Annotated in this window: 23 protein-coding genes and 1 tRNA gene; 16 read left to right on the forward strand and 8 right to left on the reverse strand. The window is 61.2% G+C overall.

Annotation, left to right across the window (positions count from 1 at the left end; translation table 11 throughout):
* Positions 1–3 precede the first annotated feature (3 nt).
* Complete coding sequence (locus tag PGB28_RS08850) at positions 4–747, reverse strand: sulfite exporter TauE/SafE family protein (RefSeq protein WP_271421141.1); 744 nt, start codon at positions 745–747, stop codon at positions 4–6.
* A gap of 173 nt (positions 748–920) precedes the next feature.
* Here PGB28_RS08850 and PGB28_RS08855 point away from each other — a divergent pair, with 173 nt between their 5' ends.
* Complete coding sequence (locus tag PGB28_RS08855) at positions 921–2,621, forward strand: acyl-CoA dehydrogenase family protein (protein ID WP_271421142.1); 1,701 nt, start codon at positions 921–923, stop codon at positions 2,619–2,621.
* A 73-nt stretch (positions 2,622–2,694) separates the two neighbouring features.
* Here the strand turns inward: PGB28_RS08855 and PGB28_RS08860 are convergent, their stop codons facing one another.
* Positions 2,695–3,537, reverse strand: a complete 843-nt coding sequence (locus PGB28_RS08860) for a Hint domain-containing protein (protein ID WP_333908229.1) — start codon at positions 3,535–3,537, stop codon at positions 2,695–2,697.
* Positions 3,538–3,942: 405 nt separating this feature from the next.
* On the opposite strand from PGB28_RS08860, the gene PGB28_RS08865 reads away from it, so the two are divergent.
* Positions 3,943–4,944 carry a hypothetical protein gene (locus tag PGB28_RS08865; RefSeq protein ID WP_271421144.1) on the forward strand — a complete coding sequence of 334 codons (1,002 nt, stop codon included), beginning with the start codon at positions 3,943–3,945 and terminating at the stop codon, positions 4,942–4,944.
* On the opposite strand, the gene PGB28_RS08870 is transcribed toward PGB28_RS08865, so the two are convergent.
* On the reverse strand, positions 4,941–5,147 hold the full coding sequence (locus PGB28_RS08870; protein WP_271421145.1) for a SlyX family protein: 207 nt from the start codon (positions 5,145–5,147) through the stop codon (positions 4,941–4,943). The two genes, PGB28_RS08865 and PGB28_RS08870, sit on opposite strands and share 4 nt — an antisense overlap.
* 106 nt (positions 5,148–5,253) lie before the next feature.
* On the opposite strand from PGB28_RS08870, the gene hisS reads away from it, so the two are divergent.
* The 3 genes from hisS to hisG are packed head-to-tail and all read left to right on the forward strand — an operon-like array spanning position 5,254 to position 8,542.
* On the forward strand, positions 5,254–6,768 hold the full coding sequence (gene hisS / locus PGB28_RS08875; protein ID WP_271421146.1) for a histidine--tRNA ligase: 1,515 nt from the start codon (positions 5,254–5,256) through the stop codon (positions 6,766–6,768).
* On the forward strand, positions 6,768–7,856 hold the full coding sequence (locus PGB28_RS08880; RefSeq protein WP_271421147.1) for an ATP phosphoribosyltransferase regulatory subunit: 1,089 nt from the start codon (positions 6,768–6,770) through the stop codon (positions 7,854–7,856). The genes hisS and PGB28_RS08880 overlap by 1 nt, the downstream gene beginning before the upstream one ends.
* Positions 7,853–8,542 (forward strand): ATP phosphoribosyltransferase, encoded by a 690-nt coding sequence (gene hisG / locus PGB28_RS08885; protein ID WP_271421148.1) that lies wholly within the window; start codon positions 7,853–7,855, stop codon positions 8,540–8,542. Before PGB28_RS08880 ends, hisG begins: the two co-directional genes overlap by 4 nt.
* Before the next feature lie 6 nt (positions 8,543–8,548).
* Here the strand turns inward: hisG and PGB28_RS08890 are convergent, their stop codons facing one another.
* Positions 8,549–9,994 (reverse strand): COG3904 family protein, encoded by a 1,446-nt coding sequence (locus PGB28_RS08890; protein WP_271421149.1) that lies wholly within the window; start codon positions 9,992–9,994, stop codon positions 8,549–8,551.
* 199 nt (positions 9,995–10,193) lie between these two features.
* Between PGB28_RS08890 and PGB28_RS08895 the strand changes: the two genes are divergently transcribed.
* Entirely contained in the window at positions 10,194–10,730 is a 537-nt protein-coding gene (locus PGB28_RS08895; RefSeq protein WP_271421150.1) for an SH3 domain-containing protein, read from the forward strand.
* A gap of 44 nt (positions 10,731–10,774) precedes the next feature.
* Here the strand turns inward: PGB28_RS08895 and PGB28_RS08900 are convergent, their stop codons facing one another.
* Together PGB28_RS08900 and PGB28_RS08905 are read right to left on the reverse strand one after the other, a co-directional pair.
* Positions 10,775–11,758, reverse strand: a complete 984-nt coding sequence (locus tag PGB28_RS08900; RefSeq protein ID WP_271421151.1) for an NAD(P)H-quinone oxidoreductase — start codon at positions 11,756–11,758, stop codon at positions 10,775–10,777.
* Between the two features lie 3 nt (positions 11,759–11,761).
* The gene (locus PGB28_RS08905) at positions 11,762–12,472 is read right to left on the reverse strand and encodes a COQ9 family protein (RefSeq protein ID WP_271421152.1); all 711 of its coding nucleotides are present in this window, start codon (positions 12,470–12,472) and stop codon (positions 11,762–11,764) included.
* 168 nt (positions 12,473–12,640) lie between these two features.
* On the opposite strand from PGB28_RS08905, the gene rpsU reads away from it, so the two are divergent.
* Positions 12,641–12,847 (forward strand): 30S ribosomal protein S21, encoded by a 207-nt coding sequence (rpsU, locus tag PGB28_RS08910; protein WP_271421153.1) that lies wholly within the window; start codon positions 12,641–12,643, stop codon positions 12,845–12,847.
* A 166-nt stretch (positions 12,848–13,013) separates the two neighbouring features.
* On the opposite strand, the gene PGB28_RS08915 is transcribed toward rpsU, so the two are convergent.
* On the reverse strand, positions 13,014–13,250 hold the full coding sequence (locus PGB28_RS08915) for a hypothetical protein (protein ID WP_271421154.1): 237 nt from the start codon (positions 13,248–13,250) through the stop codon (positions 13,014–13,016).
* 463 nt (positions 13,251–13,713) lie between these two features.
* Between PGB28_RS08915 and PGB28_RS08920 the strand changes: the two genes are divergently transcribed.
* The 6 genes from PGB28_RS08920 (at position 13,714) to rplA (ending at position 18,502) form a co-directional block, all read left to right on the forward strand.
* A tRNA-Trp gene (locus tag PGB28_RS08920) sits at positions 13,714–13,789 on the forward strand.
* A 119-nt stretch (positions 13,790–13,908) separates the two neighbouring features.
* Positions 13,909–16,233, forward strand: a complete 2,325-nt coding sequence (locus tag PGB28_RS08925) for a caspase family protein (protein ID WP_271421155.1) — start codon at positions 13,909–13,911, stop codon at positions 16,231–16,233.
* 80 nt (positions 16,234–16,313) lie between these two features.
* A complete protein-coding gene (secE, locus tag PGB28_RS08930) occupies positions 16,314–16,511 on the forward strand; it encodes a preprotein translocase subunit SecE (RefSeq protein ID WP_271421156.1) in 198 nt (65 codons plus the stop codon).
* A gap of 188 nt (positions 16,512–16,699) precedes the next feature.
* The gene (gene nusG / locus PGB28_RS08935) at positions 16,700–17,233 is read left to right on the forward strand and encodes a transcription termination/antitermination protein NusG (RefSeq protein ID WP_271421157.1); all 534 of its coding nucleotides are present in this window, start codon (positions 16,700–16,702) and stop codon (positions 17,231–17,233) included.
* A 143-nt stretch (positions 17,234–17,376) separates the two neighbouring features.
* Positions 17,377–17,802 (forward strand): 50S ribosomal protein L11, encoded by a 426-nt coding sequence (gene rplK, locus PGB28_RS08940; protein ID WP_271421158.1) that lies wholly within the window; start codon positions 17,377–17,379, stop codon positions 17,800–17,802.
* 1 nt (position 17,803) lies between these two features.
* Positions 17,804–18,502 (forward strand): 50S ribosomal protein L1, encoded by a 699-nt coding sequence (gene rplA, locus PGB28_RS08945; RefSeq protein WP_271421159.1) that lies wholly within the window; start codon positions 17,804–17,806, stop codon positions 18,500–18,502.
* A 173-nt stretch (positions 18,503–18,675) separates the two neighbouring features.
* On the opposite strand, the gene PGB28_RS08950 is transcribed toward rplA, so the two are convergent.
* Positions 18,676–18,987 (reverse strand): hypothetical protein, encoded by a 312-nt coding sequence (locus PGB28_RS08950; RefSeq protein WP_271421160.1) that lies wholly within the window; start codon positions 18,985–18,987, stop codon positions 18,676–18,678.
* A 91-nt stretch (positions 18,988–19,078) separates the two neighbouring features.
* Here PGB28_RS08950 and PGB28_RS08955 point away from each other — a divergent pair, with 91 nt between their 5' ends.
* The 3 genes from PGB28_RS08955 (at position 19,079) to rplL (ending at position 22,008) form a co-directional block, all read left to right on the forward strand.
* Positions 19,079–20,695, forward strand: a complete 1,617-nt coding sequence (locus PGB28_RS08955) for a tetratricopeptide repeat protein (protein WP_271421161.1) — start codon at positions 19,079–19,081, stop codon at positions 20,693–20,695.
* A gap of 339 nt (positions 20,696–21,034) precedes the next feature.
* Positions 21,035–21,553: a 50S ribosomal protein L10 gene (gene rplJ, locus PGB28_RS08960; RefSeq protein ID WP_271421162.1), complete on the forward strand. Its 519-nt coding sequence runs from the start codon at positions 21,035–21,037 to the stop codon at positions 21,551–21,553.
* Between the two features lie 71 nt (positions 21,554–21,624).
* Entirely contained in the window at positions 21,625–22,008 is a 384-nt protein-coding gene (gene rplL / locus PGB28_RS08965) for a 50S ribosomal protein L7/L12 (RefSeq protein ID WP_271421163.1), read from the forward strand.
* Positions 22,009–22,179 lie beyond the last annotated feature (171 nt).

A 22,179-nucleotide genomic window follows, 5' to 3' on the forward strand; every position in this document is an offset into this window, starting at 1 on the left:
TCTCTACATCGCAAACACCGCCCGCCGCACCAGGTTCAGCCCCGCCACCAGCAGCACCACCAGTGTTGCGCGCCGGAATGTCGCCTGATCAATCCGATCCTGCACCTTGCCGCCCAGCCACATGCCCAGAATAGCAGGCAGGGTGAGCAGCGCCGAGAAGGCCAGCGTCTCGGCCCTGACGACACCGCTGCCCGCATGGGCAAAGAGCAGCATGACCGAGCCCAGCCCGAACGCCGCCCCCTGCGCCCGCATCTGCGCGCGTTTCTCTGTGTTCAAGGCGGTAAGATAAGCCACCAAGGGCGGGCCCCAGACCCCGGACAGCCCGCCGATGAACCCGGCGACCGCCCCCACCAGCCCTTCGATCCACCCCACTTGCCGCGCCAGATGAAACCGCACCCCGCCCAGTTGCATCAGGCAGAACGCCGTCACAGGTACGCCGATGGCGAGAAACAGGACCCAGACCGGCAGCAGCACGAAAAGCTGCGCCGACAGCACCAGCATGACGCCAGCCGTGATCATGAAGACGCGAAATTGCACGACCGAGGCCACCGCCGCTGGCACGCCCTGACGCAGCGCCTGCATCCCGTTGGTCACCAGCGTCGGCAGGATCAACCCGGCCAGCGCCAGATCAGGCGGCAGGAAGCTGCCCAACAGCGAAATCATGATCATCGGAAGGGCAAAGCCGACAATGCCTTTCACGATCCCTGCAAACAGCGCCACTGCGCCGCAGGCAAAAATCAGTGACATGCTTGGTTCCAGCCCTAAACTCTCCATGATCCCCGCCTAGCACAGGTGCTAAAGCCCCGCACCGGAAAATGTGCGCGTAATTTTTGGAATGCCGTGGGCCGATAAACGTATTTTTGTTGCGCTGCACCTGCGAAGTGATTATGCACGTGCGAGATAGCAGAAGGATGTGATTCATGGCCCATGACGGACAGGACCTGACAATGGAGGCAAGCGTGCTTCTCCCCGATCTTCTTTCCCTTACCGGCGCGGCGGTTGCCCCGGTTGAGCAGATCTTTGGAAAGGCCCGCGCCCATGTGCGGGACCTGGTCGTCAAGGACGGTCGCGTCTCGGGCGGGCTGGTCGAGGCCAATCAGGACGCGGCGCATGGCCTGGCCTGGCTTGCGACCTATCTGGAATCGCTGCGCCAGATGCAGGGCTGGGCCGAGCGGATGCAATCCGAGGGCAAGTTCGGTGAATTGGAGCAGCTGATCCATCAGATCGCTGTCGGCGAATATCTGGGCCAGATCCGCGGCGGCATTCCGATGAACCAGGGCGAGATCATGCGCCCGCGTGATTTCGGCGTGGACACGACAGAACTCAAGGCGCTGGATACGCCCGAGATTGAAACGCTCCTGACCTCGGCCAATACTACTGCCGCGCGGATGCGTCTGGTTGAACTGATGCAGGAGCAGCAGGCCTCCACCATGTTCGGCGCTTCCGGTCTGGACGAAGAACTGGAGATGATCCGTGAGCAGTTCCGCCGTTACGCGGTGGAAAACGTGATCCCGCATGCCCATGAGTGGCACCTCAAGGACGAGCTGATCCCGATGGAAATCATCGAGGAACTGGCCGAGATGGGTGTCTTTGGCCTGACCATCCCGGAGGAATATGGCGGGTTTGGCCTCTCTAAAGCGTCGATGTGTGTCGTCTCGGAAGAGCTGTCGCGCGGCTATATCGGTGTGGGCTCGCTTGGCACGCGCTCCGAGATTGCGGCCGAGCTGATCATCGCGGGCGGCACGGAAGAGCAGAAACAGAAATGGCTGCCAGCGCTGGCCTCGGGTGAGAAACTGCCCACTGCGGTCTTTACCGAGCCGAACACCGGCTCTGACCTGGGCTCCCTGCGGACCCGCGCGGTCAAGGATGACAACGGCGATTACAAGATCACCGGCAACAAGACCTGGATCACCCATGCCGCGCGGACCCATGTGATGACGCTTCTGGCGCGGACCGATCCGGAGACCAGCGATTACCGTGGCCTGTCCATGTTCCTGGCCGAGAAGACCCCCGGCGACGATGCCAACCCGTTCCCGACCGAGGGCATGACCGGCGGCGAGATCGAAGTGCTGGGCTATCGCGGCATGAAGGAATACGAGCTGGGCTTCGACAACTTTCATGTGAAGGGCGAAAACCTCTTGGGTCAGGAAGAGGGCAAGGGTTTCAAACAGCTCATGGAGACCTTCGAGAGCGCCCGCATCCAAACCGCCGCCCGCGCCATTGGCGTGGCGCAATCGGCGCTGGACGTTTCGATGCAATATGCCATCGACCGCAAGCAATTCGGCAAATCGCTGATCAACTTCCCGCGTGTGGCGGGCAAGCTGGCGATGATGGCGGTAGAGATCATGGTTGCGCGTCAGCTGACCTATTTCTCGGCCCGTGAAAAGGACGAGGGCCGCCGCTGCGACCTTGAGGCCGGGATGGCCAAACTCCTTGGTGCGCGTGTTGCATGGGCCGCTGCCGACAACGGTCTGCAAATCCATGGCGGCAACGGCTTTGCGTTGGAATACGGCATCAGCCGCATCCTGTGTGACGCCCGTATCCTCAACATCTTTGAAGGCGCGGCAGAAATTCAGGCGCAGGTGATTGCACGCCGCCTGCTGGATCAGAAAACCAACTGATTCATCGCTTTGGTAACAAAAACGCCCCCCCGCCTGTCGCGGGGGGCGTTTTCATTTGAGTACGGCCCTCTCGCTACGCTGCGTTGTGCCGCAGCACCGCGAATTCACTGGTGCTCAGATTGCGCCGGGCAAAATCGCCGTAGCTTCGCGGATCATGCTCCAGCTCTGGCATCCCTTCGATCAACCGCGCGCGATCCGCGTCATCCAGCGTCGAAAGCTGTGCGCTTGCCGGGTGAAAGCTTTCGGTTTCCATCCCGTTGGCCCAGAGGATCTCGTGCCGGGGCAGGAGCAGATGCACATAGGTCACTTCGCGCACTGTCAGGTCAATCTCGGCCATACGAGCATCAATGAGCGACCGGGCCGAGACCAGAACCTCGGGCGTGTTGAACAATTCGGCCACGCGCGGCCCCTTAACCAACATGCGATGTTCCGGTGACACGAGGAAAGACGTGCCGGGCCGGTCCTGACCAAAGGCATCGGCAAAGATGCGCACCGGGCGCAGGTTGGGCATGGCATAGAGCCGCGCGCCGGTCATGCGCCGCGCGCCGGTCCAGAGGATTTCCTGCGGACCGTTGTCCTTGGTCAGCACCCTGTCACCGGGGCGCAGGGTTTCGACGCGGCGGGCGCCATGTTCCGTTTCGATCAAGGTGCCGGGGGTGAAACAGATCACCCCCTGATCCCGGCGCTCAGGGTCGCTGAAGCGGGTCATATGCGCGATATCCACAACCCACAGGTCGCGGTTCCGGGGCGGCATCTTGTTGAGGAACATCAGGAGCGGCCGGTTGTTTGCACCGGCTTCGATCAGTGTGACGGTAAAGCTGTCGCTGCCGTCCGACACGATGAATGTACCGTCGTCCAGCAGGGGGGCAGGGTCACGCTCGATTGCGGATAGATCTGTCGTTTCACGGCTCTGCACGGCCGCTCCGACAAGCTTGCGCACCATTCGTGCGGCGCGTCGCCTTGTGTTCTCTTCGTCGTCTGCCCCTTGCAGCCGCAAGACATCACGCGGGCCATCAACGCAAAGCGTCTCCCCCGTCCATTGCCACGTCGCCCCAACCCGGAGTGAGCTGAAAGACGGGGCCCGGAAGCCATCCAGTTCTGTCTGCGACCAAGAGATGACGAACGTGCCTTGATAGCCCGTTCCCATGCTCTGACCTGCCTCGTTTATTTTTATTCCCAATAGTCTAGCAAAATCGAATCGGTCTGGGAACCGGGAAATGAGAGCGCTGATAACCGCCACATGGATGACGATTGCGGCGCGGGGCTGGACCTCAATAGCCGCCGTGCGCTAGGACCATCGCGGAACTAACGGAGCCGACCTATGGCGAGAGTTTTCACATCGACAGGCGCGATCCTGTTTCTCGCGGTTTTGGCGGGCTGTGGCGATCCATTGTCGGATGTTCCGAAACTGTCCGAGGTCGAACTTGCACAGGATGCTCCGGTGGCCGAGCTGGCCGCACCCGGGAACGAAGCGGACGCGCCCGTTGCCCGACCGGGGCTCCTGCGCGGATTGTTGGGCGGTGACAAGTCGCGGGATGCGGATAACATGGCGTTAGAGCCAGCCGAGGCGGCGCCGGAAAGTCCCGCAGAGGCCGAGCCCGGGGCCGTGGTCGATGCGGAGCCGGATGACGCTGCACCCGCGCCGACCCAACGCGGGTTGTTCGGCTTGTTCCGTGGCAAACCCGCGCCCGTCACGGATCAAGATGCGGAGACCGAGGTCGCAGCCCTGCCCGAAACCGGGGCCACGCCGGAAACCACGACCGATGCTCCGAAAAAGCGCGGGCTGTTCGGTTTGTCATCTCCTGGAAAGTCCGGAGAAAGCATAGCCTTGCCGCCGTCCGTCCCGCCCGGAACACTGCTGGGTTTTGGCGTCGTCAAACCGGTCTGCGACCTGCCTCGTGCCAAACGTGGCAAGGAAACCGGGGCGTTTCCCGAACGTGGCAAGACCTGGCGGCTCTATGATTCCGCGCCCGGCAAGACATCACCGCATCCGTTCTACATTACCGGTTTCGAGGATGGCTGCGCGCGCACCTTTACCGCCGCCGTTGCTGTATTTGGATCGCCCGAGATGCATGAATTGCTGCGCTACGGTCTACCCGCCAAGGTGCAGCCCTATTCCGAAACCGACAAGGTCTATGAAAAGATCAAGCGGCGGATCTGCAAGGTGGGCAAAGGCAAACCCTGTGGCGCGCGGATTGGCCAGCTCGAGAAAACAACTGTTTTCGTAAGTGCTTATGAGAAGTACGGCAACAATGGCACTTGGTTCAACATGCTCTTGCATGAGGGAGAGATTGCCGCCACCGATCTCAAGTCGGGCGGTTAGTAATGCGGCGGGCGTTCATCGCCCAGCACCACGCCGCCGGACTGATCCGCTTGTCGTTCCGCCTCGCGCTCCATCAGCATCTGCACCCGGCGGGTGAGCAATGCGATCTCGCTGTCCTGCCGTGCGATCACGTCTGACATCTCCTCCATCGCGCGTTGCAGATGGGCGAGTTGTTCTTCGAGCGTTTCAACCTGTTTCGTCATGGGGGCAGCGGTAGCCTTATTTCTTCCTCGCGTCGAGGGCGAAGGTTGCCCCTCACCCCGCTTCCCGCTACACCGCGCGCGACAGTGAAAGAGCCGGAACAGACCCATGGCCAAGCAAAAGAAACAACCCCGCCCCAAGGCGATCACGCCCAAGGGGTTCCGCGACTATTTCGGGCACGAGGTGACCGAGCGCACCGAGATGCTGCAGACCATCGCCGGGGTCTATCATCGCTATGGATTCGATGCGCTGGAGAGTAGCGCAGTTGAGACGGTCGAGGCGCTGGGCAAGTTCCTTCCTGATGTGGACCGTCCAAATGAAGGCGTCTTTGCATGGCAGGAGGATGACAGCGATTGGGTGGCGCTGCGCTATGACCTGACTGCGCCTCTGGCGCGGGTCTATGCGCAGTATCGCAACGACCTGCCCACGCCCTATCGCCGCTATGCGATGGGACCGGTCTGGCGCAACGAGAAACCCGGCCCGGGGCGGTATCGGCAATTCTATCAATGCGATGCGGATACGGTTGGGGCACCCTCGGTTGCCGCAGATGCCGAGATCTGCGCAATGCTGGCCGACACGCTGGAAGCGGTGGGCATTTCCCGAGGTGACTACGTCGTGCGGGTGAACAATCGCAAGGTGCTGAACGGGGTGCTGGAAAACGTCTTTGGGACTATTGAAGCTGGCGAACAAAACATAGTCAAAAGCAATCCAACCGGCGAAGAAAAAAAACAAGCTGTGCTGCGTACCATCGACAAATTCGACAAGGTCGGCGAGGCGGGTGTGCGCGAACTCTTGGGCAAGGGGCGGCTTGATCAGTCCGGTGCCTATATCGACGGCGTTGGGTTGAGCGAAGAGCAGGCGGCACCGGTGATCGCCTTCCTTACGTCGAAAGAGGCGGATGCGGAAGCGACATTGGCGAATTTGCGCCAAGCTGTCGGCGAGAGCGTTGTCGGCGCAGTAGGAGTTCGGGAACTGGAGCAGATCGCCTCGTTGTTGCTGGCGCAAGGCTACGGCCCCGACCGCATCGTGATTGACCCCTCCGTCGTGCGTGGGCTTGGCTATTACACCGGCCCCGTTTTCGAGGCCGAACTGACCTTTGAGATCACCGATGAAAAGGGCCGCCCCCGGCAATTCGGCTCCGTCGCGGGCGGCGGGCGCTATGACGATCTGGTCAAGCGCTTCACCGGACAGGCCGTCCCTGCCACGGGTGTCAGCATTGGCGTGGACCGGCTGCTTGCCGCGCTGCGCGAAAAGGGGCGGATCACCTCGCATGAACAGGGTCCTGTCGTCGTGACTGTGATGGACCGCGACCGGATGGCGGACTACCAGTCCATGGTGGCCGAGCTGCGCAATGCGGGCATCCGGGCCGAGGTGTACCTGGGTAATCCGAAAAACTTCGGCAACCAGCTCAAATATGCCGACAAGCGCAATTCCCCCGTCGCGATCATTCAGGGCAGCGACGAGGCCGAGCGCGGCGTGGTGCAGATCAAGGACCTGATCCTTGGCGCGCAGATTGCCGAGAACGCGACGCTGGAAGAATGGAAGGAGCGCCCCTCGCAATTCGAAGTGGCGCGGGCTGACATGATCGCCAAAGTGCGCGAGATCATCGAGGCACATTCCTGATGCCGAACCGGGCAGAAATCATCGCCGAGGCCCAGCGCCTGCGCGCGCGCTTCGAGGCGCAGGGCGCGCAGGTGGTGCAGACGCCGGTGCTGCAATCCGCCGAGACGCTCCTCGACCTTTATGGCGAGGATATCCGCGGGCGCGCCTATGTCACAGCCGATCCGCTGCATGGCGAACAGATGCTGCGCCCCGATTTTACCGTGCCGGTGGTGCAGATGCATATGGCAGAGGGTGCCGAGCCTGCACGCTACACCTATTCTGGCGCGGTATTCCGGCGGCAAGAGGAAAATCCCGAGCGCGACAGCGAGTATCTGCAGGTCGGATACGAGCTGTTTGACCGCGCCGACCCTGCCGCCTGCGAAGCCGAGGTGTTCACCGAAATTTCGGCGGCGCTTGAGGGGCTGAGCCTGCGCGCGGCAACTGGCGATATCGGGTTGCTGATGGCCGCCGTGGACGGGTTGGAGACAACGGAGCGGCGCAAAGCGGCGCTGCGGCGGCACATCTGGCGTCCGCGTCGGTTCCGCGCGCTGCTCGACCGTTTTTCGGGCCGCGTGCCGGTTCCCGCCAGTCGCGCGGCGCTGTTGGCGGCCAAAACGCCCATGACGCATGATATTCCGCATGTTGGCCTGCGTGGCGAGGCCGAGATTGCCGCGCGGATCGACGCGCTGCGCGAAGATGCATCCGCGGCCCCATTGTCCGGTAGGCAGGTCGATCTGATCGAAGCGTTGCTCAATGTGCGCGAGACCCTGCCCTTTGCCCTCGAACAATTGCGCGACATCGCGGTCGACCTGCCGTCGATCCAGGCCGCGGTTGATGGGCTGGCCGCCCGCTGTGACGCACTGTCGGCGCGCGGTGTCGATATCGAAACACTGGAATTCGAGGGCAGCTATGGTCGCACCTCGATGGAGTATTACGACGGGTTCGTTTTCGGCCTCTATGCCGAGGGTCGGCCTGACCTGCCCCCGGTGGCCACGGGCGGTCGATACGATGCGCTGACCGCCGCGCTGGGCGGTGGCACGGGCATCCCGGCGGTGGGCGCGGTGATCCGTCCGGGGCTGGTGCTGCGCCTCAGGGAGGGCCGGGGATGACGATCAAGCTGGGTGTGCCGTCCAAGGGGCGGTTGATGGAAAAGACCTTTGACTGGTTCGGCGCGCGTGGTGTGATGCTGGAGCGGACCGGGTCGGACCGCGAATATGCCGGGGCAGTTTCCGGTGTGGAGGGCGTCGAACTTGTGTTGCTGTCCGCCGGAGAAATCCCGCGTGAGCTGGCCGCCGGGCGCATTCATCTGGGCGTGACGGGAACCGACCTTATTCAGGAAAAGCTGGCCCATTGGGATCAGCAGGTCGAGCCGGTGGCCGAGCTTGGCTTTGGGCATGCCGATCTGATCATCGCGGTGCCCGCCTGCTGGGTGGATGTGGACACGCTGGATGATCTGGATGCGGCGGCGGCAGCGTTTCGCACCACGCATGGCTTCCGGATGCGGATAGCCACCAAATACCACCGGTTGGTGCGTGACTTCCTGCGCGACAGCGGTGTTGCGGATTATCAGCTGGTGGACAGCCAGGGCGCAACCGAGGGCACGGTCAAGAACCTGACCGCCGAGGCGATTGCCGACATCACCTCGACCGGTGAGACACTGCGCGCCAATCACCTCAAGATCCTGTCTGACGGGTTGGTGCTCAAGTCTCAGGCCACGCTATGGCGCAGCCGGGTGACGGCGCTGTCCGGTGCTGAACGGGCCGCGATGAAGGCGCTTCTGGCCAAGGTGGGTTGAGGCGCCTCAACCGGTCTCCAGAAAGCAGAACGTATTTCCGGAGCTGCGGTTGAGCCAGCATGTCCCGTCGGGCACAGGCGGGGTTTCCCAGTCATAGACCTCTGTCGCGTCAGAGCCGTTCACGAATGTGTCGACGCTGCCATTCGCGTTGAGCACGGTCAGAACGGATGTCTTTGATCCCGATGGCCAGGTGAAAACCCGGTCAGAGCGGGTGTTTAGATCGGACGACGTGACCTCAAAGTGGTGCAGGGCGCAGGTCTCAGTGTCGCGTTGCTCCTGTCCGCGCCAGACGGAACAGGTGCCCGAGACGCGCCGGTCCTTGTCCGGCGGGGTCAACTCGGTGACCGAACGGAATTCGATCTCGTCGTCGCGTTCGCGGGCAATGTCGTCCAGCCGCAGGCGATTGTCATAGAACATGGCGGGCATGACCCCTTTTGCCGCCCCGTCGCCCCAGCCAATCGTGCCATTGGGGTAGGGCCAGGCCCAGCCGGGTGCCACGGGCGTGTCGAAGGCTTGCGGGGCCTCGGTCGGCAGGGACAGTGTACAGCTATGCATCGCGCCTTCGTCGCCGTAGCCGGATATGGTGTAGGCCGGGCCGTCAGCTGTGTCGAACTTTTGCGGTCCGTAGCCATAGCGCGGTTTCTCGAACTCGCTCCAGTATTCCCAGATCGGTTTGAAACTGGGATCGACCCCCACCTGATAGGCGTAATCCTTGGTGCAGGCATTCGCTGCGGCCAGTGGTGTCACATCCGGTGGGTAGTAGGTGCCCACCACCGGAAAGCCCCATTGCCCCGCATCGAAAAGCGTTTCGACAAAACGCATCTCAGACGGAGGCGTTGTCAGGATCGTGTTGAGAATGCTGTCAGAGAGGGTCCAGATGCGTTTGCGCGCGCTGATTTCACCAAGCCCCGCAATCGCGATCCGATAGGCTTTTTCCACCGCAGCCTTGGAATATTGCTCGTCCGGTACGGCGAGTGACGGGGCGTGAAACCCCAGCCGTGCGGTGGCGTGCAAGATCCGGTTCGGGCGGGTGTCGCCGTCGCCTGTCAACAACTCGGTGCCCGCAAGGAACAGCACCGCACAGGCGGATTGACAGGAGGCATCGCGGGCCACGGCTGTCCCGAGCTGTTCGGAATAGAGAATGTCTCCCATCCGGATCGCCTCGGTCAGGCTGCCACCGGGGCTGTCGAGGCAGAGGCGCTGCGTGCCGAAGGTTGTGAAGACCGGTTCGACATCAGACAACCCAAGCTCCTTGCGTTCGATGGCTTCGGCGTTGGCGCGCAATTCGGCGACAAGCGTTTCCAACGCCTGTGCATCGCCGCTTTCGATCGGACCGGTAAGGGTTGCGATGCAGTGCATGTAGCCGTCGCCGCCCTTTTCCAGCGTCGCGGCTGCTGCTGTGCCGGATATGAGGGCAAGGCCGATCACGAGGGTTGTGGTCAAATTGAGCATCGCATTCTTCCAACAGCCTGAATTCCTTGATCAGACTAAGCCGGGACCAAGGGCCGGGACAAGCGCGCCGGGCAGGGAAATGTCGCAGGCTGAATGCTGCCAATCGGCGCGGCTGGCTGTATCATCTGGCGATTTCCCACAGGACGCAGGCCCTTGGGGTGGCCAGACTCGCCGCAGGTATCAGAAATTGAGGTGAGCCATGCTGATGCGCTCTGTGGTCCTTGCTGTCTTCGCCTGCTTTGCCGGTGCCGCCCTGCTGGCCGATCTAGTCTACAAGGTCGGGCATGTGGCCGCTGACGATGTGTTGAATGTGCGACAAGGTCCATCCGTTGATTTCGACATCCTCATGGGGCTGCCGCCGGGATATCGCGGCGTGCAGAAACTGGTTTGTGTGCTTGTCAAACCCGATCCGCACGGTGCAGCACCGTCGCAAATGCCGGAATGGTGCATGATCGCGGATCATGGCGGCATGTTGGGATGGGTCAACGCGCGGTATTTGGTTGTTGATACTGCGCCGCCTGCGCGCCTGCGGCTTGTGGCAGGGTACAGGTCCTACGACGATGCCTGTCAGCTTGTCGGCGAAAGTGAAGCGGTTGCGGATTATCTTGATCACTCTGCCGATCTTGTCGCCTGCCCGAAAGAGCATCCAGGAATAGTTGAGCTGCAACAGGAAATGGGCGCACAGCCTGTGACGGAGCTTGACGGCTATGTGTTGCTGAGCATCCCAAGAGGATAAGCGGGACGCAGTAACACCGCCCCGCCTGCAGGCCCAACGGGTGATCAGCCCACCTTCAGAACGATCTTTCCAATATGCCCGCTGCTTTCCATGCGGGCGTGGGCCTGTGCCGCATCCTCGAGCGCGAATTCCGAATCCATGACAGGGCCGATCTTGCCAGTATCCAGCAGGGGCCAGACCTCTTGGCGCAGGGCGGTTGCGATGCGGGCCTTGGCCAGGTCGGATTGGGGTCGCAGGGTCGAACCGGTGATGGTCAGCCGCCGCATCATCAACGGCGCGAAATTTACTTCGACCTTGGGGCCTTGCAGAAAAGCGATCTGAACCAGCCGACCGTCTTCGGCCAGCGATTTGAGGTTGCGCAGGATGTAATCGCCGCCCACCATGTCGAGGATCAGCTCAGCCCCGCCTTCGGCCTTGAGCACGTCCACGAAATCCTCGTCGCGGTAGTTGATTGCGCGTTCCGCGCCCAGTTCCACGCATTTGGCGCATTTCTCATCGGACCCTGCCGTGGCAAACACGCGGGCGCCGAAGTGGCTGGCCAATTGGATCGCTGTCGTGCCAATGCCACTGGAGCCGCCATGCACCAGAAAGCGTTCGCCCGCCTGTAATGCGCCGCGCTGAAAGACATTCGACCAGACGGTGAAATAGGTCTCGGGCAAACAGGCCGCTTCGCGCAGGCCCATGCCCACGGGGATCGGAAGGCAGTGGGCCGCCGGGGTGGCCACATATTCCGCATAACCGCCGCCGGGCAGCAGGGCACAGACCTGATCGCCCAGTGCCCAGTCCGACACACCGTCGCCAAGCGCCACAATCTCGCCCGAGGCCTCCAGCCCCGGCAGATCGCTGGCGGTGGGGGGCGGGGCATAGCTTCCGGCGCGCTGCAACGCATCGGGGCGGTTCACCCCGGCATAGGCCACCTTGATCACCACCTCGCCGTGGCGCGGTGTGGGAACGGGCCGTTCAGTCAGTTGAAGAACATCCGGACCACCCGGTTCAGTGATCTCGACGGCCTGCATCATCTGGGTCATGTCTTATCCTTGGGATTGGTCGTTTTGAGGGCTGCGCCACATGCCGGGCAGATCATCAAGATCGGGCGTGCGCATCGGGGCCTTGACCTGCGACAACAGCCAATTGGGGCCAGCCATGAGTTTGGACAGCACGGGATTATTATTGACCTGCGCTTTCACCTTTTCAAAGCGCATCACGTCTTCGATCCGGCGGTCGAGAAAGTCCCAGGTCGCCTGATGGTCCAGAGAATCATCGCCCAGCCAAAAGAGAAGGGTCGAGCTGTAGACCCCGCTGAGCGTGGCGCGTTTGGTGTACCAGTTCACATCGGTGGATGTGTCGCCAAGTGCGGTCCAGATCACATCACAGGTCTGCCAGATCGCGCGGGCCCCGTCCGCGGCGTGATGGGGCAGCGCAAAGAGCGTTGTGCCGCGACGCACGACCTCCTTGTCATCAGCCACCTCCAGACGGGTGCGCACGGCAAAGGCGATGCGGTCGCGAAAGCGCATTTCGCCGAGGTCGGCGGCTTTGAGCCGCGCCACCATCAAGGCGTCGCCGCGTTGGTGAAAGGCCAGCGCCAGATCCACGGCACCGCGCGGGCACAGTGCGCGCGCTACGGTTTCATCGACGCCGGAATCAGAGACCGCTGCGCGAAATGTAGCATCGCTCCAGCCGTCAAAGGGCACGTGCAAAAGAGCGGCGTCGAGGAGTCTCTGCTTGGGATCTGCGGCTGTCATGATCTGTCCTTTCGGAGCGCGTTGGCATTATCCTAAAGCGTTTCAGGGACAGGGTGAAACCGATTTCCCGGCCCATGAAAGCCTGTAGACAAGTAGGGCGGCCTTTGCTATATGGCCACCTCCTGCAATTTCCTTGCAACTCAAACTTAGAAAGGTGGTGAAAACCACATGCAGGTTAGTGTTCGCGACAACAATGTCGAACAGGCGCTCCGTGCCCTGAAGAAAAAGCTGCAGCGTGAAGGTGTCTTCCGTGAAATGAAGCTCAAGCAACATTTCGAGAAGCCGTCCGAGAAAAAAGCGCGCGAGAAAGCTGAAGCGATCCGCCGTGCCCGTAAACTGGCACGCAAGAAAGCCCAGCGCGAAGGTTTGCTCTAAGCACCACCTTCCAGCTTTGGACACAAGTTTTGACGACCCCCGCGGCATCCGCTTCGGGGGTTTGTCTTTTTCGCAGGCATGAGCACAACAAAAAGGCCCGGGCTGGAGCGCGGGCCTTTTGTGGTCTGCCCTGCCAGGGAGAAGACGGCAGGGCAGGGGGCGGTCTTCAGCCCCATTTCATGACCAGTGCCTTCACGACAGCCGCGCGGTCGCCATGGCTGCCGCCGGAGTGGATCACGTTCAGCAGCGAGCGGATCTGGATGTCGGTCAGCGCGGAAACGTCAGCGCCAGGTGCGAAGCGCTGGATTTCGCGTTCGTTGCCGACCGTGTCGAGCGTCATGGCGGAAGCCGAGGTTGCGGCACCGGCAAGGGCGAGGGCGGTGATTGCGATAAACTTTTTCATGGTGTTTAGCCTTTCTTGAATTGCCCCAATGGGCGTTGATTGAATTGCGTCGGCGGTTGCGTCCGACACCCATCAAGCTGGCTGGCGGGGCGTAATTTCTCAAATCACGGATCGGCTCACGCGCGCTCACTGCATTGTAGGCTTGAAGGTGAACTGGACGATGCAACCGGCAGGGCCGGATTGCTTTGCCCCCTGTATTTGCGACCGATTGGTCTGTTTCATCTGGCACCGGGGCCGCGATCAATGTGTGATCATCCCGGCCCGAGATCGCGTGGCGGCGCAAGTCACGATGTTATGTGCGATGGCGCACATCGAGAATTGTAATCAAATCTCCCGGTGCGGTGAGGCATGGCTTGCTGCTGCGCGCGGCGGCGTGATGGTTTGGCGAATGCGCGTGAATGCAAAAGCCGGAAATCGGCTCTTGATCTCGCATCGGGGCGGTAGTATTCGATCCCCCGGCCTTAGGGGTATAGCTCAGCTGGTAGAGCGACGGTCTCCAAAACCGTAGGTCGCGGGTTCGAACCCTGCTGCCCCTGCCATTTCCCAGACAAAGTTCGGGTATAAAGTGACATGTTCGGTCACGCCCGCTGCCGCGCTCTTGCCCGATCCCGTCGTTTCGGGTCACTCTGGGCAGGACGTGCCAAATGGGATTTACACCATGCTCACCTGGACCCTTCGATCCGTTTCCGTGCTCGCCCTTTCGGTCGCGCTCAGTGTCAGCGCGTCGGCCGAGGGGGCGAATAATGACATCCTGTTCCAGCGCTATGATGATGGTGGCGAATACCGGGGAACCATGCGCGACGGGCTTCAGCACGGCAGCGGCGTTTACACGTTGCCAAATGGGTATCGCTACGAAGGGGAGTGGGTGGCGGGTGAAATCCGCGGGCAGGGTACGGCAGAGTTCCCGAACGGGTCTGTCTATACCGGCGCGTTCGTCAAAGGTGAACCGCATGGGCAGGGGAGAATCGTCTTCGCCGATGGCGGCACCTATGAAGGCGACTGGCGCGACGGCAAGATCGATGGGACAGGCGTGGCGCGCTATGCCAATGGCGTCACCTATGAAGGCGCATTCCGGGCGGCCCAGCACCACGGCACGGGTGTGATGACCCGGCCCAGCGGTTTTCGGTATGAGGGTGACTGGGTCAATGGCGAGGCGCGCGGGCGCGGTGAGATCGACTATGCCAATGGAGATCACTACCGGGGCGAGGTGCGCAATACCGAACCCTATGGACGTGGTACCCTAACGCTTGCGGATGGGCGCATGTTTGACGGGCGCTGGGTGAAAGGATTCGTTCTGGGGGGCGGGCGTATTACCGAAGCCGACGGAACCCGGACGTCAAACGGGCCGCTGACTGGCAAGGGGCGGCTTGTGCAGCCCGATGGCATGATCCTTGAAGCCGATTTTCGCAACGGCGCTCCGCATGGCATTGGCCGCGCGGTGTTTGCCGACGGCGCGATCTATGAAGGCACGTTCAACAACGGCGCGCGCGAAGGGACAGGCAAGACGACCTATCCCTCTGGCGATGTTTATGAGGGTGATTTCGTCGACAACAAGCGGCACGGAGAGGGTACATTCACGGGCACCGACGGCTACCTTTATGTCGGAGACTGGTACGAGGGGGATATCGAAGGGCAGGGGAGTGTCACCTATCCTGATGGTTCGGTCTATGTCGGGTCCTTCATCGACGGGGTCGCGGATGGTGTGGGCAAAATCACCTATACCGACGGCGCGACCTATGACGGTGAGTGGAAAGAGGGCGTAATCAACGGCAAGGGGATCGCGCGCTATGCCAACGGGATCGTCTATGACGGGGCGTTCAAAGAGGCCCAAACCCACGGCTACGGTGTCATGACCTATGCCGATGGCTATCGCTATGAAGGTGAGTTCGCCAATGGCACGCGCGAGGGACAGGGCACAGCCACCTATCCCGATGGCACGGTTTACACTGGTACGTTCAGGAATGGCGAACGCGACGGACAGGGCAAGATCGTCATGGCCGACGGGTTTGCATACGAAGGTTTGTGGCAGGGCGGCGAAATCACCGGGGAAGGCGAGGCGCGATATACCAATGGTGACGTCTATCGCGGAACATTTGTCCGCGGACAGCGCGAAGGGCTCGGGCTGATCATTTATGCAGATGGCCAGAGGTTCTACGGCACGTGGAAACAGGGCGCGCTGGCCAAGCAATTGCCGGAACCGGAACCCGCCGTGGGCATTGCAGTTGCCGAAGAAGACGAGGCACCGCAACCCGATCCCGGGATCGCCCCGGACGGCAGTCACGTGGCGTTGATCATTGGCAATGCGGCTTACGAATATGCGACGCGGCTTGCCAATCCGCTCAATGATGCCCGCGCCGTGGCGCAGCGCTTCACCGCCTTGGGATATGATGTGCTGCATGTCGAGGACGCGGATGGCGGTGCGTTCCGGCGTGCCCTGGGGCAGTTTTCCCAGATGGCCCTGGGGGCGGATATTGCGGTGGTCTACTACGCCGGTCACGGCATTGAACTGGACGGACGCAATTTCCTGATCCCGGTGGATGCGCGTATGGATTCGGATGTCACCGCACGGTTTGAAACGGTGGCGCTGGATGACTTGTCCTCTGCCGCGCAACTGGCGGGCAAGCTGGGTCTGGTTCTGCTGGACGCTTGCCGTGACAACCCGTTTGCCCGTGATATGGCACGCCGGGATGGCACAAGATCGCTGAGCCGCGGGCTTGCGCCGGTCGAGGTGAACCGTTCCGGGCTTTTGATCTCTTTCGCGGCAGAAGCAGGGGCAACCGCGGCCGACAGCGCCGGGGGGCAGCATTCGCCTTATACCGAGGCCCTGTTGCGGGTTTTGGAGGACCCGGAACTGGAAGTGGGGCGCATGTTCCGGCGCTTGCGCGCCACAGTACGCGAGGCCACGGGCGGCAAACAGGTCCCGATCGAGCGGATGCAATTGCCGGACGAAGATGTTTTCCTGCACCGGCGGCGCGAGGGTTAGGCCGGGCGGCGCACTGCGCCCTTGAAATCCCTGTCCCGGGCGCGTATCTGGCGCCCTAACTCGGTCGAGGAAGTATAAGAATGGCTATGACAAACCCCCTCCAGTTCATTCAGCAGGTGCGCGCCGAAGTCGCCAAGGTCGTTTGGCCGACCCGCCGTGAAGTGCTGCTGACAACGGTGATGGTCTTTATCATGGCCACGTTGACGGCGATTTTCTTTGCGCTCGTGGACATCCTGATCCGCTCCGGTCTTCAAGGCATTCTGGGGATGTTCGGCTAAGGGGGCTGCCCCCTTGAATTGATCGAGCAAGAGCGGTATCCACGCGGCATTCCCAAGACATCTGGCGCGTGGCGATTCGGTCGACGCGCCGATTTTTTGTTTTGGGACTGTATGCGATGACATGCTCAACGCATTGAGAACAAAAGAGTTTCGGTCGAACGGCCGGCCAACACGAAGGTGAGCGCCAGATGGCAAAGCGGTGGTATTCGGTTTCGGTCCTCTCGAATTTCGAGAAGAAGATCGCCGAACAGATCAGACAGGCGACGATCGAACAGGGGCTTGAGGACCAGATCGAAGAGGTTCTGGTGCCCACGGAAGAAGTGATCGAAGTGCGTCGCGGCAAGAAAGTGACCACCGAGCGCCGCTTTATGCCCGGTTATGTGTTGGTGCGCATGGAAATGTCGGATCAGGGCTATCACCTGATCAACTCGATCAACCGCGTCACTGGCTTCCTGGGCCCGCAAGGTCGCCCGATGCCGATGCGCGATGCCGAGGTGCAGGCGATCCTGGGTCGCGTCGCCGAGGGCGAGGAAGCCCCGCGCACGCTCATCCATTTCGAGGTGGGCGAAAAGGTCAAGGTCTCCGATGGCCCGTTCGAGGATTTCGACGGTATGATCGAAGAAGTCGACGACGAGAACCAGCGCCTCAAGGTGTCGGTTTCGATCTTTGGCCGGGAAACCCCGGTCGAGCTGGAATACACACAGGTCACCAAACAGACCTGATGTGGGCGGTGGGTTGAAAAACCCATCCTACGGCGGTTGCGCCGTTCGTTTGTGGGAGGCGAGGGCATCGCGATGCCCGGACCGCACCACGTCAACCAGATCCCGAGGGACGCGTCCCGAAGGAGTTGAAAAGGAGAAGGCCAATGGCCAAGAAACTCGTCGGCAGCATGAAGCTGCAGGTGCCCGCCGGGCAAGCCAACCCGTCGCCGCCGGTCGGTCCGGCGCTGGGTCAGCGCGGCATCAACATCATGGAATTCTGCAAGGCGTTCAACGCCAAGACGCAGGACATGGAGCCCGGCGCGCCGTGCCCGACCGTGATCACCTATTATCAGGACAAGTCCTTTACCATGGACATCAAGACGCCCCCGGCGTCCTATTACCTGAAAAAGGCGGCCAAGCTGAAATCCGGTGCCAAGACTCCGTCCCGTGAGACGGTCGGAACCGTGACCGTGAAGCAGGTTCGTGAGATCGCCGAGGCGAAGATGAAAGACCTCAACGCGAACGATATCGAAGCCGCAATGAAGATCATCGTTGGCTCCGCCAACTCCATGGGCATCGAGGTGAAGTAAGATGGCAAAGCTTGGAAAACGCACCCGCGCGGCCCGTGAAGCCTTTGCCGGGAAAGAGAACGTCACCGTTGAGGAAGCCGTTGAGCTGATCAAGGGGAACTCGAATGTCAAATTCGACGAAACCGTCGAAATCGCCATGGTGCTGGGTGTTGACCCGCGCCACGCCGACCAGATGGTCCGCGGCGTTGTCGGCCTGCCCAACGGCACCGGTAAAACCGTGCGTGTCGCCGTGTTTGCCCGTGGCCCCAAGGCCGAAGAAGCCCAGGCCGCAGGTGCCGATATCGTTGGTGCAGAGGACCTGATGGAAACCGTGCAATCCGGCAAGATCGAGTTCGACCGCTGCATTGCGACGCCGGACATGATGCCGATTGTCGGCCGTCTGGGCAAGGTGCTTGGCCCCCGCAACCTGATGCCGAACCCCAAGGTTGGCACCGTGACCATGGACGTGGCCGAAGCCGTGAAAAACGCCAAAGGCGGCGAAGTTCAGTTCAAGGTCGAGAAAGCTGGCGTGGTTCATGCCGGTGTGGGCAAAGCCTCGTTCGACGCCGACAAACTGGCCGAGAACATCCGTGCTTTCGTCGGCGCGGTGGCCAAGGCCAAACCGTCGGACGCCAAAGGTGCTTACATGAAAAAGATCTCGCTCAGCTCCACAATGGGCCCGGGCGTGTCGGTGGCGGTTGACTCGGCACACGCTGAGTAAACCCGGCTGACAGTTGGATTGGGAAAGGCGTCCTGCGGGGCGCCTTTTCTTTTTGTGTGGTTGTCCGTTGTGCGGAGGAAGCAGACATGTGTGTTTGCCGATCTGGGTTGTGGAAGCTCACATCAAGGCTGGAAGACTCCACTAGGAAATTTGTTTCGCCCGCCAGGCCTTGATCACTCGGTTTTAGCAAGCGCGTCAGCACCTTTTGGGGAGCAATCTTCCACGAAGGTCCATTCCGGCTTGGCGTTTTCTTCGCGGATCAGGTCGATCACCCGTGCATACCGATCGCCATACTGCTGCAGCATCGTCACTCGCGCGGCAACATCAGCGGACAGTTCGACCGGCTCTCCATTCACGGCCAACACTGTGGTCGGCGGGCAGGTCTTGGGGGCTGCCTGTGAGCCACTTATGCCGACTGTCATCGAAAGCGCGAAAGTGGCGACAAAGGCTGTGGATTTTGCAATACTTGTCATCGTGTCCTCCATTGGTTGGGTAAGAAGCGCCCTTTGACGGCGAGCGCGTTCCTCCAGTGGGGCCTCAAAGCGACAGCGAAAGTCACGAAAGCGGGCACGAAAAATGCCGAAATCGAATCAGGTGATTGATATCAAAGGGTTTCGTTTTCATCAGCGATCAGTTGAACTGCATGACCCCGACGGCAATTTGGTGCCCTTGCGCCCGCAATCGCTCCGCGTTTTGTCTGTTCTGAGCGAGCGGGCCGGGGAACTTGTCTCAAAAGGCAGCCTTATGGAACGGGTCTGGGCGGACACCCACGTGACCGACGATAGCCTTGTCCAGTGCATCTCGGAGATCCGCAAAGCACTTGGTCCCGAGGCGGGCGCTCTCCTGCGCACCGTGCCGAAACAGGGCTATCGCCTCGAGGTGTCGCGCGCGCGGCCACGTCGCCCGTCCCTGCTCACTACAGTTCGGATCGCCGTTCTGACCACCTTGGCGGCTCTCGCGCTTTTGGCGCTCTTGCTCACTCCTCGTCAGCAAGCCGCATCGGAGGTCCAGTCGATCGCTGTTCTGCCTTTCGAGAACCTCAGCGGCCTAGCCGGGCAGGCCTACTACTCCAATGGCCTTGCAGAGGAGCTCATCGTAAATCTCTCAAGAATCGCCGATCTCAGGGTCGTGTCGCGGGCAGCGTCCTTTTCTGTTGCGCAGAGTGTGAGCGATCCGCGACAGGTCGCTCGGGAATTGCAGGTGTCCTACCTCGTAGAGGGCAGTGTGCGCCGCGAGGGTGAGACCCTACGGATCACGGCGGCGCTAATCGACGGCGCAAACGGCGAAAACATCTGGGCTGACAGCTATGCGGGGGCCGAAGCCGATGTGTTCGATTTCCACGAGACGGTCCTCTCCGAAATCGTGCGTGTGTTGTCGGTCCGGCTGTCCCGGCAAGAGCGTGAACGCCTGGGCGTTCGGGGCACGCGCGATGTCGATGCCTTTGAAAACTACCTTCGAGGCAGAGAACTGGCCAGCTTCCTGACCGCGAGCCAAAATGAACAAGCAGAAGAGGCCTTTGTCGAGGCTATACGACGCGACCCAGATTACGCCGCAGCCCACGCGCAGCTTTCTATCGTGCTCAGCATGCGGGCCGAGTACGGCTGGACAAGCGATGTGACGAACACCTTGGCGAGGGCGGTGCTGCATGCGGAACGGGCGGTGGCGCTGTCGCCCGATCTGCCCTTTGCTCATTTCGCGCTCGGACGGCTTTTGTCCCGAAGTTTTATCGCGGACCTGGCGGGGGCCAGCGCCGAATTCGAGAGGGCCATCGAACTCGACCCAAACTATACGGACGCTTACGCTTTTTACGCGATCGTGCAGGTGGCAGCTGGACGGGCAGAGGATGGGCTGAACACCATCTCGGAGGCCTTCGCCCGCAATCCCGTTCCCCCATATTGGTACTATATGCCGCTTGGACTGGCCAATTTCTACCGCGGCGACTACGAAGCAGCAGAGGCTGCGCTGACTGAACTTCTCCAGCGCAATCCGAACCTCCAGAATGCGCTGCGGATCCTGATCGCAACTTATGGTCATATGGGACGGCTGGACGACGCCGAGTGGCTGGCCATGGAATACGAGGCCTTGGGCGTCCCCGCCACGATTTCTGAAATCATGCAGGTGATGAACATCGAGCACCCTCCCTACCGAGAGGCGGTCATTGACGGGTTGAGACTTGCCGGCCTGCCAGAATAGAAGCCTCAAGCCTGCACCATATACTGAAACATGGTCACTGGGTTGCGATGGTTTCGGCTCACAGCGAGCGTTACATCACCGCTCTTGACCCTAGGCCAATCCCGTCATACTCCACACCCTGCACTTCACCCGCGATTCGCGGGCTGGGATGCAAATCGTCCAAGACGGTGGGTGGGGACATATCCCCTTAATCTCCTGCCTGAGACGGGAAGAGACCAGATTGGCCGAGGGTATTTCCTCGGGCGCTCTTGGCGGACCCCCGTAAAAGTGGACCTGAACGCCGGGTGTAAGCCCGGCAGAACTGAGCCGGGGGGCAACCCCCAATATTGGAGTGAAACTGTGGATAGAGCCCAGAAAGAGAAAGTGGTCGAGGAACTCGGCCAGATCTTCGAAAGCTCTGGCGTCGTTGTGGTCTCCCACTACGAAGGTCTCACAGTTGCCGAGATGCAGGATCTGCGCGCACGTGCTCGTGAAGCAGGTGGGTCGGTCCGCGTCGCCAAGAACAGGCTCGCCAAGATCGCCCTTGATGGAAAGCCCTGCGAAAGCATTGCTGACTATCTGACGGGTATGACCGTGCTCACCTATTCCGAGGACCCCGTGGCAGCAGCCAAGGTGGCCGAGGACTTCGCCAAGGAGAACAAGAAGTTCGAAATCCTTGGCGGGGCCATAGGTGAAACCGCACTGGACCGTGCCGGTGTCGAAGCCGTGTCGAAAATGCCGTCGCGCGAGGAGCTCATTGCTTCCATCGTCGGCTGCATCGGCGCACCTGCTTCGAATATCGCCGGGGCCATTGGCGCACCTGCTTCGAATATCGCTTCCATCCTCTCGACCATCGAGGAAAAGGCCGAAGCGGCGTAAGGCAACTGACAAGATCTGCGTAGGGATCCCTCCCGACGTTGGAACACATCTAGATACGGAAAGAGTCAATCATGGCTGATCTGAAAAAACTGGCAGAAGAAATCGTCAACCTGACGCTGCTGGAAGCACAAGAACTGAAAACCATCCTCAAAGACGAATACGGCATCGAGCCCGCCGCTGGCGGCGCGGTTATGGTTGCCGGTGCAGCTGGCGGCGACGCCGGTGGCGCGGCTGCTGAAGAGCAGACCGAATTCGACGTGATCCTCAAGTCCGCCGGCGACAAGAAGATCAACGTGATCAAAGAAGTCCGCGCCATCACCGGCCTGGGCCTCAAAGAAGCCAAAGAGCTGGTCGAAGCTGGCGGCAAAGCCGTCAAAGAAGGCGTCGACAAAGCCGAAGCAGAAGACCTCAAAGGCAAGCTGGAAGCAGCTGGCGCCGAAGTCGAGCTCAAGTAATTCGGGCCTTCGGGCTTGGTTTACGGACAGGCGTCACCGCAAGGTGGCGTCTGTTTTCGTTTTTGTAGCTGGCACTCTGACCGATTTCTTTTGAAGAAATCGGACCGGAAACTTTCAAAGTTTCCGCATCCGCCGACTGCGCGGCTGTCTATCCAGCTTGACCGGTCTCGC

The sequence above is a fragment of the Primorskyibacter aestuariivivens genome (assembly GCF_028023675.1).
Lineage (GTDB): Bacteria > Pseudomonadota > Alphaproteobacteria > Rhodobacterales > Rhodobacteraceae > Marinovum > Marinovum aestuariivivens.